Origin of the sequence: Gilvimarinus sp. 2_MG-2023 (genome assembly GCF_030547685.1) — a bacterium.
In the GTDB taxonomy this organism is placed as follows: Bacteria; Pseudomonadota; Gammaproteobacteria; order Pseudomonadales; family Cellvibrionaceae; genus Gilvimarinus.
Window position 1 is genome coordinate 25,852 of the sequence record NZ_JAUOQM010000028.1, and the last position, 12,692, is coordinate 38,543.

General features: G+C 54.6%; 12 protein-coding genes. 8 read left to right on the top strand and 4 right to left on the bottom strand.

Translation table 11 applies throughout. The features are described 5' to 3' along the window. Positions 1-66: 66 nt before the first annotated feature. The gene (gene purD, locus Q4526_RS06235) at positions 67-1,362 is read left to right on the top strand and encodes a phosphoribosylamine--glycine ligase (RefSeq protein ID WP_215976068.1); all 1,296 of its coding nucleotides are present in this window, start codon (positions 67-69) and stop codon (positions 1,360-1,362) included. 168 nt (positions 1,363-1,530) lie between these two features. Here purD and Q4526_RS06240 read toward each other — a convergent pair whose 3' ends face one another. Next, positions 1,531-2,172 (bottom strand): TorF family putative porin, encoded by a 642-nt coding sequence (locus Q4526_RS06240; RefSeq protein WP_215976069.1) that lies wholly within the window; start codon positions 2,170-2,172, stop codon positions 1,531-1,533. Between the two features lie 436 nt (positions 2,173-2,608). On the opposite strand from Q4526_RS06240, the gene Q4526_RS06245 reads away from it, so the two are divergent. The 3 genes from Q4526_RS06245 to Q4526_RS06255 are packed head-to-tail and all read left to right on the top strand — an operon-like array spanning position 2,609 to position 5,560. Further along, the gene (locus Q4526_RS06245) at positions 2,609-3,847 is read left to right on the top strand and encodes a multifunctional CCA addition/repair protein (RefSeq protein ID WP_215976070.1); all 1,239 of its coding nucleotides are present in this window, start codon (positions 2,609-2,611) and stop codon (positions 3,845-3,847) included. Further along, positions 3,844-4,590 carry a pteridine reductase gene (locus Q4526_RS06250; protein WP_215976071.1) on the top strand — a complete coding sequence of 249 codons (747 nt, stop codon included), beginning with the start codon at positions 3,844-3,846 and terminating at the stop codon, positions 4,588-4,590. The genes Q4526_RS06245 and Q4526_RS06250 overlap by 4 nt, the downstream gene beginning before the upstream one ends. Before the next feature lie 4 nt (positions 4,591-4,594). Continuing rightward, a complete protein-coding gene (locus Q4526_RS06255; protein WP_215976072.1) occupies positions 4,595-5,560 on the top strand; it encodes a magnesium transporter CorA family protein in 966 nt (321 codons plus the stop codon). Between the two features lie 89 nt (positions 5,561-5,649). Here the strand turns inward: Q4526_RS06255 and folK are convergent, their stop codons facing one another. The 3 genes from folK to tsaD are packed head-to-tail and all read right to left on the bottom strand — an operon-like array spanning position 5,650 to position 7,585. Beyond that, positions 5,650-6,168 (bottom strand): 2-amino-4-hydroxy-6-hydroxymethyldihydropteridine diphosphokinase, encoded by a 519-nt coding sequence (folK, locus tag Q4526_RS06260; protein WP_215976073.1) that lies wholly within the window; start codon positions 6,166-6,168, stop codon positions 5,650-5,652. Then, complete coding sequence (gene folB / locus Q4526_RS06265; protein WP_215976074.1) at positions 6,165-6,524, bottom strand: dihydroneopterin aldolase; 360 nt, start codon at positions 6,522-6,524, stop codon at positions 6,165-6,167. The genes folK and folB overlap by 4 nt, the downstream gene beginning before the upstream one ends. Positions 6,525-6,532: 8 nt before the next feature. Next, complete coding sequence (tsaD, locus tag Q4526_RS06270) at positions 6,533-7,585, bottom strand: tRNA (adenosine(37)-N6)-threonylcarbamoyltransferase complex transferase subunit TsaD (RefSeq protein ID WP_215976075.1); 1,053 nt, start codon at positions 7,583-7,585, stop codon at positions 6,533-6,535. Between the two features lie 227 nt (positions 7,586-7,812). Here tsaD and rpsU point away from each other — a divergent pair, with 227 nt between their 5' ends. The 4 genes from rpsU (at position 7,813) to rpoD (ending at position 12,631) form a co-directional block, all read left to right on the top strand. Next, positions 7,813-8,028: a 30S ribosomal protein S21 gene (gene rpsU / locus Q4526_RS06275; RefSeq protein WP_215976076.1), complete on the top strand. Its 216-nt coding sequence runs from the start codon at positions 7,813-7,815 to the stop codon at positions 8,026-8,028. Between the two features lie 59 nt (positions 8,029-8,087). Further along, positions 8,088-8,537 carry a GatB/YqeY domain-containing protein gene (locus Q4526_RS06280; protein ID WP_215976077.1) on the top strand — a complete coding sequence of 150 codons (450 nt, stop codon included), beginning with the start codon at positions 8,088-8,090 and terminating at the stop codon, positions 8,535-8,537. A gap of 39 nt (positions 8,538-8,576) precedes the next feature. Next, positions 8,577-10,622, top strand: coding sequence for a DNA primase (gene dnaG / locus Q4526_RS06285; protein ID WP_215976078.1), 2,046 nt, complete (start codon positions 8,577-8,579; stop codon positions 10,620-10,622). Positions 10,623-10,816: 194 nt separating this feature from the next. Further along, on the top strand, positions 10,817-12,631 hold the full coding sequence (gene rpoD, locus Q4526_RS06290) for an RNA polymerase sigma factor RpoD (RefSeq protein WP_215976079.1): 1,815 nt from the start codon (positions 10,817-10,819) through the stop codon (positions 12,629-12,631). Positions 12,632-12,692: the final 61 nt, after the last annotated feature.

Below are 12,692 nucleotides of genomic sequence, written 5' to 3' on the forward strand. Positions count from 1 at the left end.
TCAGCGTTCAGCGTTCAGCGATAGCATAACCACCCTTTCAGAGACTCAAAGTAACGGCATAAGTTTATGAACATTCTTATCATTGGCGGCGGTGGCCGCGAACACGCTCTGGCCTGGAAAGCGGCCCAAAGCAAACGAGTGGATACCGTTTTTCTCGCCCCCGGCAACGCCGGTACCGCACTGGACGATAAACTTAAAAACGTCGACATCGGTGTCAGCGACTTTGCCAAACTCGCCGACTTTGCCAAGGCTGAGCAGTGCGAGCTCACCATTGTTGGCCCGGAAGTCCCCCTGGTGGAAGGCGTGGTCGACTTTTTTGCCGAGCGCGGTTTGACCTGTTTTGGCCCCAGTAAAGGCGCAGCTCAATTAGAGGGTTCGAAGGCATTTACCAAAGACTTTCTCGAACGCCAAAATATTCCCACCGCCGACTACCAAAACTTTACCGAAGTGGAGCCAGCGCTGGCTTACTTACGCGAGAAAGGCGCACCCATTGTGGTGAAGGCCGACGGTCTAGCCGCGGGTAAAGGTGTTATTGTCGCCGAGACTCTTGAGCAAGCCGAAGAAGCTGTCAAGGACATGCTGTCGGGCAACGCCTTTGGCGATGCCGGTTGCCGCGTAGTGATCGAAGAGTTTCTGACCGGTGAAGAAGCCAGCTTTATTGTGATGGTGGACGGCGATAATATTCTGCCGATGGCCACCAGCCAAGACCACAAGCGCGCGGGCGAAGGCGATACCGGCCCCAACACTGGCGGCATGGGTGCCTACTCACCGGCACCAGTGGTGACCGACGCGGTGCATCAGCGCATTATGGATGAAGTGATTCGCCCCACCGTCGAAGGCATGAAGGCCGAAGGCAATCGCTACACGGGCTTTTTATATGCCGGCCTAATGATTGACGACGAAGGCACTCCCAAAGTCATCGAATACAACTGCCGCTTTGGCGACCCGGAAACTCAGCCCATTATGCTGCGTTTAAAATCCGATTTGGTCGAGTTATGTTTAGCCGCCACTCGCGGCGAGCTGGATAAAGCCACCACCGAATGGGATGAACGCGCCAGTGTCGGCGTAGTGCTCGCGGCCGGCGGCTACCCAGGCGCCTACAACAAGGGCGATGTCATCAGCGGCCTACCCACTACCGAAGTCGACGGCGAAAAGGTTTTCCATGCCGGCACCGCCGACAAAGACGGAGCCATCGTGACCAACGGCGGTCGCGTGCTTTGCGCTACCGCGCTCGGCAATACTGTCAGCGAAGCTCAGGCGCGCGCCTACCAATTGGCCGATAAAATCCAATGGAAAGACGTCTCTCTGCGCCGTGACATTGCCTATCGCGCCATTGCTCGCGAACAAGCGGCAAAGTCATAGACAAAAAGTAGAGTCGCAAGCAGTAAAGCAACTCTCAAGCGGGCGCTATGCCCGCTTTTTTTTGACCGCTCACATCTCGCACAAAAAAAAGGGGCAAACCTATGGTTTGCCCCTAACGCTTCATGCTCGCTGTTTAATCTGTCAGCGAAACAGAGTTCTAAGACTGACTTAGAATTCGATTGGCAGGCTCAGAGAAAAGATGAACTTAGCATCATCATCATAAGCACCGTCCACATCATCAACTACCTGGCCGATGGTAAAGCTCAAGTTGTCGTTGAAAGCGTAGCTCAGGTCCACGTGAGCCAAATCATCTTCGTGCAAACCGTAAGTCACGCTGAATTTGTCAAAAGTAGCACCAATGGTGGTGTACCAGTAATCTTCCAGATCTTCAATACCGTGGTAGTAGGTCACTGCCACTGGACCAAAACCTAAAGACACGACCGCTTCGGTCAGGTCGCCAAGGTCAGGAGTAGGAGTAGCACTTGGGTAGTTGTAGTTCCACAGGCTTACGTCGTAAGTAAAGCTGCCCGCTTCACCGCCATAACCCACAAATAAGTCATATTCTTGGCCGCCTGATGCATCACCAGAAGAACCCCAGATGCCGCCATAGAAGCCACCAGCGCTAACACTCAGGTCACCAGAAATTGCTGGATCGCCATTACCTAAGTCCAGACCACGCCAGTAGTACATATTGGCTGCGCCTACCGATGCTGACACTTCGGCTGCACTGGCGGTTGGTACAGCAGCACTCAGGGCAATAGCAGTAGCGGCAACAGCACTGGCCAATACTTTTTTGTTAATCATCTTCATGAAATCTTCCTCTAGTTTCTAATGGCAGTAACGAATATGTTGTTTTGTTAGCTGTCTCGATTAGCACACCGAACAAGCTTGCTGACGTTATAGCGAAGACCGCGCCAACTTATTAAATTTCAATGTTTTCAGCAACATAGAGAGAATTTAACAAAATATTCAATTCTTTCATCTGCGCCAGAGCACCAAAGACGTGCATTTATAATCGCCAAACATTGCAGGTCGCACCAAATTGAAACACCCGATTTCAATAGGTAAAATACAATCAAATAAGCGCCAATGTGGGCACCCAACTCACCCAACTCACCCGACTCCACCTGAAGAAACCACGGGAGCAATTCACACCAGCAACACTCGCTGTATTACTCCATCGGTATTTAATGCGACAATCACCTACTCTTAACTAACCACCTAAACAGCATTGCGAATACTCTTTATGCAGACATTTCTTGTGGGCGGAGCGGTCCGCGATCAGTTGCTGGGCTATTCCTATAGTGAACAAGACTGGGTCGTCGTAGGGGCCACACCCGAGGCCATGCAGCAACTGGGCTTCACACCGGTAGGAAAAGACTTTCCCGTTTTTCTCCACCCCGAGAGCAAAGAGGAGTACGCACTGGCGCGCACTGAGAGAAAATCAGGCCAGGGCTATACCGGCTTCCAATTTCACTGCGCCCCTGACATAAGTCTTGAACAAGACCTAATACGGCGCGACCTCACTATCAACGCGATTGCTAAATCAGAGTCGGGCGAACTGATCGACCCCTACGGCGGAGCACAAGATATTCAGCAAAAGGTTCTGCGCCACGTCAGCGCAGCCTTTACCGAAGACCCTGTGCGTATACTGCGCGTGGCCCGCTTTGCCGCGCGCTACCATCATTTGGGTTTTACGGTGGCGAGCGAAACCCAAGCCTTGATGCGAGAAATGGTCGAGCAAGGCGAGGCCGATCACCTAGTAGCCGAGCGTGTGTGGAAAGAGATGTCGCGCGCGTTGGAAGAAAAAAATCCCGAAGTATTTATTCAAACCCTCAAAGACTGTGGTGCGCTGGCGAAAGTATTACCCGAGCTCGACGCCCTGTTTGGGGTGCCACAGCCAGCCCAGCATCACCCGGAAATAGACACCGGCATACACAGCTTAATGGTGCTGCAGCAGGCGAGCCTGCTTAGCGATAGCTCCATCGTCCGCTTTGCCGCCCTCATGCACGACTTAGGTAAAGGCGTCACCCCTCAAGATCAGTGGCCCCGTCATCACGGCCACGAAAAGTCGGGGTTATCACTGATTAAAGCGCTCTGCCGTCGACTGGCCGTGCCCAATGAGCATCGCGACCTAGCGTTATTAGTGTGTGAGTTTCACACCCATGTGCACAGAGCCCTAGAACTAAAAGCCGCTACAGTTAACAAGCTGTTTAAACACCTCGATGTATTGCGCCGACCGGAGCGAATAGAACCTTTTTTACTGGCCTGCACAGCCGACTCACGCGGCCGCACCGGATTTGAAACTCGCCCCTATCCACAGGCCGACTTTTTACGCGGCGCGTTGATGGCCGCCAGTAATGTTGTCCCCAAAGACCTTATCGCCGCTGGTTACTCGGGGGCCGAACTGGGCAAACAGCTGGAACAAAAACGGCTGCAAGCGATTCAACACTTCCAACACACCCAATCGACGACACACTTATGAACAATGCACCTCCTGTCGCACTGATCACCGGCGGTGCGCGACGCATCGGCGCCGCCATTGCTCGCAAGCTTCACTGCGAAGGCTGGCAACTGATTATCCACTGTCGCCAGTCACAGCAAGAGGCGAGTGCCCTCGCCGCTGAACTCAACACCGAGCGCGCCGACAGTGTTCGTATTCTTAGTGGCGACTTGTGCAACCAAGCCGAACTACTCACACTGGCGGAACAAGCACTGGATTGCTTCGGCTCACTTAACGCCTTAATCAATAACGCTTCCAGTTTTTACCCGACTCCCGTCGGCGAGGCGAGTGAGGCCGACTGGGACAATCTGATTGGCAGTAACTTAAAGGCGCCGTTTTTTCTCAGTCAAAAGCTGGCACTAGCTCTCGCATCAAGCGAGGGCTGTATTATTAATATTGCCGACATTCACGCCGAGCGCCCCCTCAAAGGCCACAGTATTTATTGCATCGCCAAAGCCGGTAATGTCATGCTGACTAAAACCTTAGCGCGCGAATTGGCGCCTAAGATTCGCGTAAACGGTATTGCGCCGGGTGCCATTGCCTGGCCGGAGGACGCGGCGGCTCTGTCTGAGAACGAACAGCAGTCTATACTGAATAAAATCGCCCTCGAACGCAGTGGTGAACCCAAGGATATCGCCCGCACCGTCCACTTTTTATTGACCGACGCCCCCTATATTACTGGGCAAATCATCGCCGTGGATGGCGGCCGAACGCTACAAGGCTAACGTAATGATCAATACACTCTGGCTACAAGAAGACGGCACCAAACGTTTAGGTGGTGAAGAACAAGTCGCTCAGTGGCAAACAGCTCAAACCGGCTATTTGTGGGTGGACATTCACAGTGAAAACGTCAGCGAAGAAAAGGCGTTGTTACTCAAGCTCGGCTGCCATCCATTAGCCGTCGATGATGCTCAGCGCAAACGTCACCCACCGAAAACCGAAACCTTCGACGATCAGGTACTTATTTTATACCGGGGCATTACTCACTTTGATGAAGACCTCAATATGACGCAGGTACCGATTGCCCTATTCGCGAGTAAAAATTTGCTCATCAGTGTGCGCCAAAGTAAATCCCTCAGTATTCAACAACACTGGAACGACCCTAAGGGCGACTTACTGCGCCAGCCAGCACTGCTGGCGATTCGCATCATGAACTATTCGGTGGGGCGCTACCTGGAGGCCATGTTGGCTTTTGAAGAGCGTATTAATGATTTGGAAGACGCCATGCAAGAGCGCCCCAGCGATGAAATCATGCGCTCGCTGATTGCGTACAAATCGCGCCTGCGTAAGCTTAAGCGCACCTTCAGTTATCACGAGGGCATTGCTCAGTCACTGCTGCGCGAAACCCCCGCAGTGTTTACCGACACCGTGGATGATATTAACCACTCCCTGCAAGACTTATTCGATCGCTGCGAGCGCGCCCACAGCTTGGCGACCATGTTTTATGAAATTTGCGGCGATTTAATTGAAGGCTACCTATCGCTCACCTCGCATATGCTAAACAACACCATGCGGGTACTGACGGTTATTACCGCTATTTTTGTTCCACTCACTTTTATTGCCGGCATCTACGGTATGAACTTTGAGTATATCCCTGAGCTGCACTACCGCAATGGCTATTTTATTGTGATGGGATTGATGGGGCTGACTGGCGCGGGGCTGCTGGTATTATTTAGAAAGTTAAGGTGGCTGTGATTGTGAAGGTCGGAGGTCGGAGGTCGGAGGTCGGGGAACGGGCGGCGGAGAATGAAGCCTAAGCTTCGTTCCCGCTGAACTGGCAATCACTATCCGCCCACCACCGACACCTCTCGTCCGCGCCACTCGAATGAGACAGGCCACAGTTTTTGTTTACTCGTGTCGTACTCTTGCCACAACTGACGGTAGGTTTTTTGTTGCACCGGGTGAACTTCCGTCGCCGCCAATTCCGCTAGCGGCTGCAACACAAACGCATTTTTAGTAATTTCATCGCGCGGCAAGTCAACGCCGTCCACCTCACCGCAAAAGTCGCCAAAGGTTAAAATGTCGATATCCAGAGTACGCGGGCTAAACTTAGGACCGCTGCGATCGCGGCCATTATTATCTTCTATTTGTTTTAATACCGCCCACAGCTGACCAACACCGAGCCGGGTATTTATCCCCACCACCAAATTCAGAAAATGGCTGCCGGCAAAACCGACCGCCTCGCTTTCGTAAACAGTGGAAATATCCAAAGCGCCAAAAGTGTCGTTGAGTGCATCTAAAGCCGCACTGATATGCCGGTAGCGATGAATATTACTGCCTAAGCTTAAGTACACACGGCTCATGCCGGCTTTTCTCCGCGCTCAATCACCAAACCGACATCGCGCGCACCGCGCAACGCGCCGGGCTTACTCAGACGTAATCGCAACCAGGGCACGTTAAACTCTGCGCGCACCAATGCCGCGATCTCTTCGGCTAAAGACTCAACCAAGAGCGCTGCGCGGCCTTCCACATGTGCGATAACACGCTTGGAAACCGCTTTGTAATTTAGCGCATACTGAATGTCGTCCGTTTCAGCCGCCCTGCGAATATCGGCCGCCATTTCCAAATCGATACTTACGGTTTGGCGCACTTCCCGCTCCCAATCGTAAATACCAATAATGGTTTGAACCTGCAGGTCCCGAATGTAAACAATATCCATAACACACTCTACTTTTGTTGATCGGGCGACTCGCCCAAAGGCGACAAACTGTCCAGCGGCCAGCGCGGCGTCACGTTAATCGGTAAGTCTTCACTTATACCGGCGGCCAGGCGTTGGGCACCGGCATAGGCGATCATGGCGCCGTTATCGGTACAGAATTCATGGCGGGCATAAAACACCGACGCGTTTATTTTCGCCAGTGCCACTTCCAGCTCGTGGCGCAGCCTTTTATTGGCCGACACACCACCGGCAATAATCAATCGCTTGTAGCCGGTGGCTTCCAGCGCACGCCGACATTTAATCACCAGCGTAGAGACCACCGCCTCCTCAAAGGCGCGGGCAATATCGGCGCAGGTTTGATCGTCCGGCAGCCCGCTGGGGCCTTTGTGTTTCGCCACGGTATTTAAGGTGTAAGTTTTTAAGCCCGAAAAACTAAAGTCGAGCCCGGGCCGATCGACCATAGGGCGCGGAAAGGTAAAACGCCCAGCCACACCTTGCTCGGCAAGCTTGGCAATTTGCGGCCCACCGGGGTAATCCAAATCGAGCATTTTGGCGGCTTTGTCGAAAGCTTCACCGGCGGCATCATCCAGCGATTCGCCCAGTAACTCATAGCGGCCGATACCTTCTACTTTAACCAACTGGGTGTGCCCGCCAGAGACCAGCAGAGCGACAAAGGGAAACGGCGGCGGGTTGTCCTCCAGCATGGGCGCTAACAGATGCCCCTCCATATGGTGCACACCAATCGCCGGCACCTGCCAAGCGTAGGCGAGCGAGCGGCCGACACTCGCCCCTACCATGAGGGCACCAATCAAACCGGGGCCAGAGGTGTAGGCAACGCCGTCTATATCGCCGCCTTGTACATCGGCACTGGCCATAACCGACTGAATCAGTGGTAGTATCTTGCGCACATGATCGCGCGAGGCCAGCTCCGGCACCACACCGCCATATTCACTGTGTACCGCAATTTGCGAATACAACTCGTGGGCGAGCAGTCCTTTTTCGGTATCAAACAGGGCAATACCGGTTTCGTCGCAGGAGGTTTCTATCCCCAATACACGCATGATTTCGTATTCCCGGGCCAACAAAGCTCGCTATGATATAGATCGCATTGGGTTCGGGCCAGCAACTCAGGTAAAAAAGCCGGAATTTGCCCTTGCAGGTGGGAGTTTAAGTGTATAAAATCTGCGCCCTCTTAGAGAGACCTACGTGTTTACGCCGATGGGCCTCCATATAACGAGATACATTTTGTCTTAGCAAAGACACATATTAGTCAACCAAAGGTAAAAGCATGCCTTCAGTAAAGATTAAAGAAAACGAGCCGTTTGATGTAGCACTGCGTCGTTTCAAGCGCGCTTGTGAAAAAGCAGGTGTATTGTCAGAAGTTCGCAGCCGCGAGTTCTACGAGAAGCCAACTGCTGTTCGCAAACGCAACATGGCTGCTGCCGTTAAGCGTCACGCCAAAAAAGTACAGCGCGAATCTCGTAAGTTCCAACGCCTGTACTAAGCTGCATACCGTCGCCTGAGGGCGATGGATGCACCAGCTCAAGAGACTCGGGAGCCAAGATGGCATCTGCACTGAAAACCCGAATTAATGACGAGCTAAAAACCGCAATGCGAGCCAAGCAAAAAGCTCGCGTTGCGGTTTTGCGTCTTGTTAACTCGGAATTCAAACGCATTGAGGTCGATGAACGCATCGAGCTTGATGACGCCCGCGTACTCGCTGTGCTCGACAAAATGCTCAAACAGCGCCGCGACTCCATAAAGCAGTATGAAGACGCAAACCGCGAGGATTTGGCCGAGCAAGAACGATCCGAGAGCGTGGTGATTCAGGAATTTTTGCCTCAACCTCTGAGCGATGCCGAGCTGGATCAAATTGTCGAGCAAGCGATTGCCGACAGCGGTGCCAGCAGCATGCGCGAAATGGGCCAGGCCATGGCACTGATTAAACCTCAGGTGCAAGGTCGCGCCGACATGGGTGACATCAGCAAACGTATTAAGGCTCGCCTCGGTTAAACCGTCGCACAACGGCTCACAACCCGTTAAACTCCTCTCATGAGCCTAATCCCCCAGTCGTTTATCGATGAGTTACTCGATCGCGTCGACATTGTCGAGGTGGTGGATCATCGCGTCAAACTGAAAAAGACGGGCAAAAACTACGCCGCCTGCTGCCCCTTCCACGACGAAAAAACCCCATCGTTTACCGTCAGCCCCGACAAACAGTTCTATTACTGTTTTGGCTGCGGTGCCAGCGGCAATGCCGTGGGCTTTATTATGGATTACGAACGCATCGCCTTTCCCGAGGCAGTGGAACAACTGTCGCACCTGTGCGGCCTGGAAGTGCCGCGCGAAGAGGTCACCCCGGCCCAGTCCCAACAAGAGCGCCAACGCAAGCGCCTGTACAGCCTGCTCGAGCAAGCCAATGACTTTTACCGCGAACAGCTGCGCCAACACCCCGGCCGCGCCAAGGCGGTAGAGTACCTAACCGGCCGCGGCCTCGATGGCCATATTGCCCGCGACTACGGCATCGGTTACGCCCCGCCGGGCTGGGACAACCTACTCAAAGCCCTGGGCTCGAGCAGCGACGATCAGCGCGACCTGCAAACCGCGGGCATGCTGATTCAACCCGAGGGCTCAGATCGCTGCTACGACCGCTTTCGCTACCGCATTATGTTCCCCATCCGCGACACCCGCGGGCGGGTTATTGGCTTTGGTGGGCGGGTGCTGGGTGACGACAAACCCAAATATTTAAACTCCCCCGAAACACCCGTCTTCCACAAAGGGCAAGAGTTGTACGGCCTGCACGAAGCCCGCCAAGCTTACCGCGAACTGCCTCGCCTACTGGTGGTAGAAGGCTATATGGACGTGGTGAGTCTGGCCCAGTTTGGCCTGCGCTACGGGGTCGCCACACTCGGCACCGCCTGCAGCCCGGAGCATTTAGAGCGCGCCTTTCGCTACACCAGCGAAGTGGTTTTTTGCTTCGACGGCGACAGCGCCGGTCGCCGCGCCGCCACCCGGGCTCTGGAATCCTCGCTGCCGGCAATGACCGATGGCCGCCAGGTAAAATTCTTATTTTTGCCCGAGGGCGAAGACCCGGACACCCTGGTGCGGCAGGTCGGAGCGGAAAAGTTCGAAAATATGATCGCCATGGCCGTGCCACTGGAAGACTATTTGTTCGACGCGGCGGCCGAAGGCATCAATATTCAAACCATGGAAGGTCGCGCCCATTTCAGTAAGCGCGCCGCCCCTCTACTGGCCAAATTGCCCAAAGGCGTGTTCAAAGAGTTGATGTTCGACTCGCTCGCCAATCGCACCGGTCTGCGGCGCGACACCCTGGAAGAGCTGATTGACACTCCCGAGGCCCTGCCTTCGCAAGCGCCCAGCGCCCCTGAACCCGAGCCCAGCGGCCACCTTAAGGTCAGCGAGCTCCAGCCAAACCTGCCCGAAGCCCCACCGGCTGAGGACGCCTATTACGCCGACATGCCGCCGCCGGAGCAGGTGCCGCCTGTGCCCGACCACGCGCCCTACCCCGAAGAGTCAATGCCCTACACGCCGGGAGATGACTACCCGGAGCACGAGGCCCCTGCTGGCGAATCTACTATCCCGCCGGCCACAAGCCCCAACAGCCGTTACCTCATGCCGCCCGAGCGCAAAGCCATGGCACTGCTGTTGGCCCACCCGGAGCTGGCGGCAAACGAAGACGACCACCAGTTCTGGCTAGAGCAACCCAACCTTGAGCTGCGCCGCCTGGGCCGCTTGCTGCAGCTACTGCATCAACGCAGCCACTACCAACTGCCGCATATCCTCGGCCACTGGCGCGCCAACTACGGCGAGAGTGAGTCCGATCAACTGGCCGCCATTGCCGGTAACGACCTGCTGCGCGCTGCGGCCAACTTAACCCGCAAAGAGGCCAGCGACGAGCACGGCTACAACCCCGCAGGCGCTCTGCAGGCCTGCCTGCGCAAAGCTCGCGAACAAGTGGCATACAAGCACCGCGCCGCCGCCATGGCCACCTTAAAAAGCCCCGCCGCCAGCCAAATGAGCCGCGCCGAAAAAGACGCACTCTACGCCGCTGCGCTCGGCCGCGAGCCAAATGAATAAACCGCTGAATCTCTGCCTGAGCTTATTCAGCAGTAACCCGCCCCAGGCGCGGCTTAAAATGGCAAAATAAGCCAAAACCACTAAATTTTTCAATTAGATAGCCGCTATCGACCTTGATTTCGCTAGAACATCCCCAACCGTTTAGAGTATAATCCCGCGCTTGCTTTTTAACCGCTAACTTCACAGGGTATCGAATGGCTGACGACGCTAAACAGCAACAGTCCCGTATTAAAGAGCTCATCGCTCGTGGTAAAGAACAGGGTTACCTGACTTACTCCGAAGTGAATGACCACTTACCTGAGGACATTTCCGATCCCGATCAGGTCGAAGACATCATTCAGATGATCAACGACATGGGCATCCGGGTATTCGAACAGGCACCCAATGCCGACGACTTGTTGATGGCAGACGGCGACTCCTCGGCCGACGAAATAGCCGCCGCCGAAGCCGCCGCCGCATTGGCTGCGGTAGAAACCGAAGCCGGTCGCACCACGGACCCCGTGCGTATGTATATGCGCGAAATGGGTACCGTTGAGCTGCTGACCCGCGAAGGTGAAATCGCCATCGCCAAGCGCATCGAAGAAGGTGTGCGCGAGCTGATGCACGCCATCGCCCACTGGCCCGGCGCTGTCCAGCAAATCATCGACGAATACGATCTGGTAGTTAAAGAAGAGCGCCGCCTGAGCGATATTATTATTGGCTGGCTCGACCCTTCCGACGAAATCCCTACCGCCGGCTCCAACCCCGCGGCCTCGAAAGACAGCGATTCGGACGATGACGACGATGAAGCACCTTCGGGCGTAGATCCAGAAGAAGCCAAAGAGCGTTTTACCGCTCTGAAAAAGCAACTCGCTAAGGCCGAAAAGACTCTTGAGAAGCACGGTCGCGACAGCAAGCAAGCCGTTAAAGAGTTGCATGAGCTGGGTGAGATTTTCAAATTCTTCAAACTGCCACCGCGCCAGTTCGAGCCGGTCTACACCGGTGTGCGCGATATTCTTGACCGCGCTCGTCGCGAAGAGCGTGCCATTTTAGAGCTGTGCGTTCGCAAAGCCCGTATGCCGCGCAAAACGTTTGTAAAAGAATTCCCAGGCAACGAATCCAACGAAGAGTGGATTGGCGAAATCATTAAGAAAAAGCGTGACTACTCGGAAGCGCTCAAGCCTTTTGAAGCCGACATTGTTCGCGCCCAGCGCAAGCTGCTGCAAGTCGAAGATGAAGGCGGCCTGCCGCTAGCGGCCATTAAAGACATCAATCGCCGCATGTCGATTGGTGAAGCCCGCGCTCGCCGCGCCAAAAAGGAAATGGTTGAGGCCAACCTGCGTTTGGTAATTTCCATCGCGAAAAAATACACCAACCGCGGCCTGCAGTTCCTCGACCTGATCCAGGAAGGCAACATCGGCTTGATGAAAGCGGTGGATAAATTCGAATACCGTCGCGGTTATAAATTCTCCACTTACGCTACCTGGTGGATTCGTCAGGCGATCACCCGCTCTATTGCCGACCAGGCCCGCACCATTCGTATTCCCGTGCACATGATTGAGACGATCAACAAACTCAACCGTGTATCGCGCCAAATGTTGCAAGAGATGGGTCGCGAGCCCACCCCGGAAGAGCTGGGTGAGCGCATGGAAATGCCGGAAGATAAGGTTCGCAAGGTATTAAAAATTGCCAAAGAGCCCATCTCCATGGAAACTCCTATCGGCGACGATGAAGATTCGCACCTGGGTGACTTTATCGAAGACACCACCATCGTGTCTCCGGTAGAATCGGCCACCAGCGTCGGCTTAACCGAGTCCACTCGCGACGTACTCGCCGGTCTTACCGCCCGCGAAGCCAAAGTACTGCGTATGCGTTTCGGTATCGACATGAACACCGACCATACCCTGGAAGAAGTGGGCAAACAGTTCGATGTAACCCGCGAGCGTATCCGTCAGATCGAAGCCAAAGCGTTGCGCAAACTGCGCCACCCAACACGCTCCGATCACCTACGCAGCTTTTTGGACGAGTAAGGGATTTACAAGCATACGGAGCAGGCTATAATGCCGCTCCGTGAACGCAGAACGCAGAACG

Excerpts from the sequence above, each read along its gene's own strand:
- folK (WP_215976073.1), bottom strand. The coding sequence starts at position 6,168 with ATGAGCCGTGTGTACTTAAGCTTAGGCAGTAATATTCATCGCTACCGG.
- folB (WP_215976074.1), bottom strand. The coding sequence starts at position 6,524 with ATGGATATTGTTTACATTCGGGACCTGCAGGTTCAAACCATTATTGGT.
- purD (WP_215976068.1), top strand. The coding sequence starts at position 67 with ATGAACATTCTTATCATTGGCGGCGGTGGCCGCGAACACGCTCTGGCC.
- rpoD (WP_215976079.1), top strand. The coding sequence starts at position 10,817 with ATGGCTGACGACGCTAAACAGCAACAGTCCCGTATTAAAGAGCTCATC.
- tsaD (WP_215976075.1), bottom strand. The coding sequence starts at position 7,585 with ATGCGTGTATTGGGGATAGAAACCTCCTGCGACGAAACCGGTATTGCC.
- Q4526_RS06250 (WP_215976071.1), top strand. The coding sequence starts at position 3,844 with ATGAACAATGCACCTCCTGTCGCACTGATCACCGGCGGTGCGCGACGC.
- dnaG (WP_215976078.1), top strand. The coding sequence starts at position 8,577 with ATGAGCCTAATCCCCCAGTCGTTTATCGATGAGTTACTCGATCGCGTC.
- Q4526_RS06280 (WP_215976077.1), top strand. The coding sequence starts at position 8,088 with ATGGCATCTGCACTGAAAACCCGAATTAATGACGAGCTAAAAACCGCA.
- Q4526_RS06255 (WP_215976072.1), top strand. The coding sequence starts at position 4,595 with ATGATCAATACACTCTGGCTACAAGAAGACGGCACCAAACGTTTAGGT.
- Q4526_RS06245 (WP_215976070.1), top strand. The coding sequence starts at position 2,609 with ATGCAGACATTTCTTGTGGGCGGAGCGGTCCGCGATCAGTTGCTGGGC.
- rpsU (WP_215976076.1), top strand. The coding sequence starts at position 7,813 with ATGCCTTCAGTAAAGATTAAAGAAAACGAGCCGTTTGATGTAGCACTG.
- Q4526_RS06240 (WP_215976069.1), bottom strand. The coding sequence starts at position 2,172 with ATGAAGATGATTAACAAAAAAGTATTGGCCAGTGCTGTTGCCGCTACT.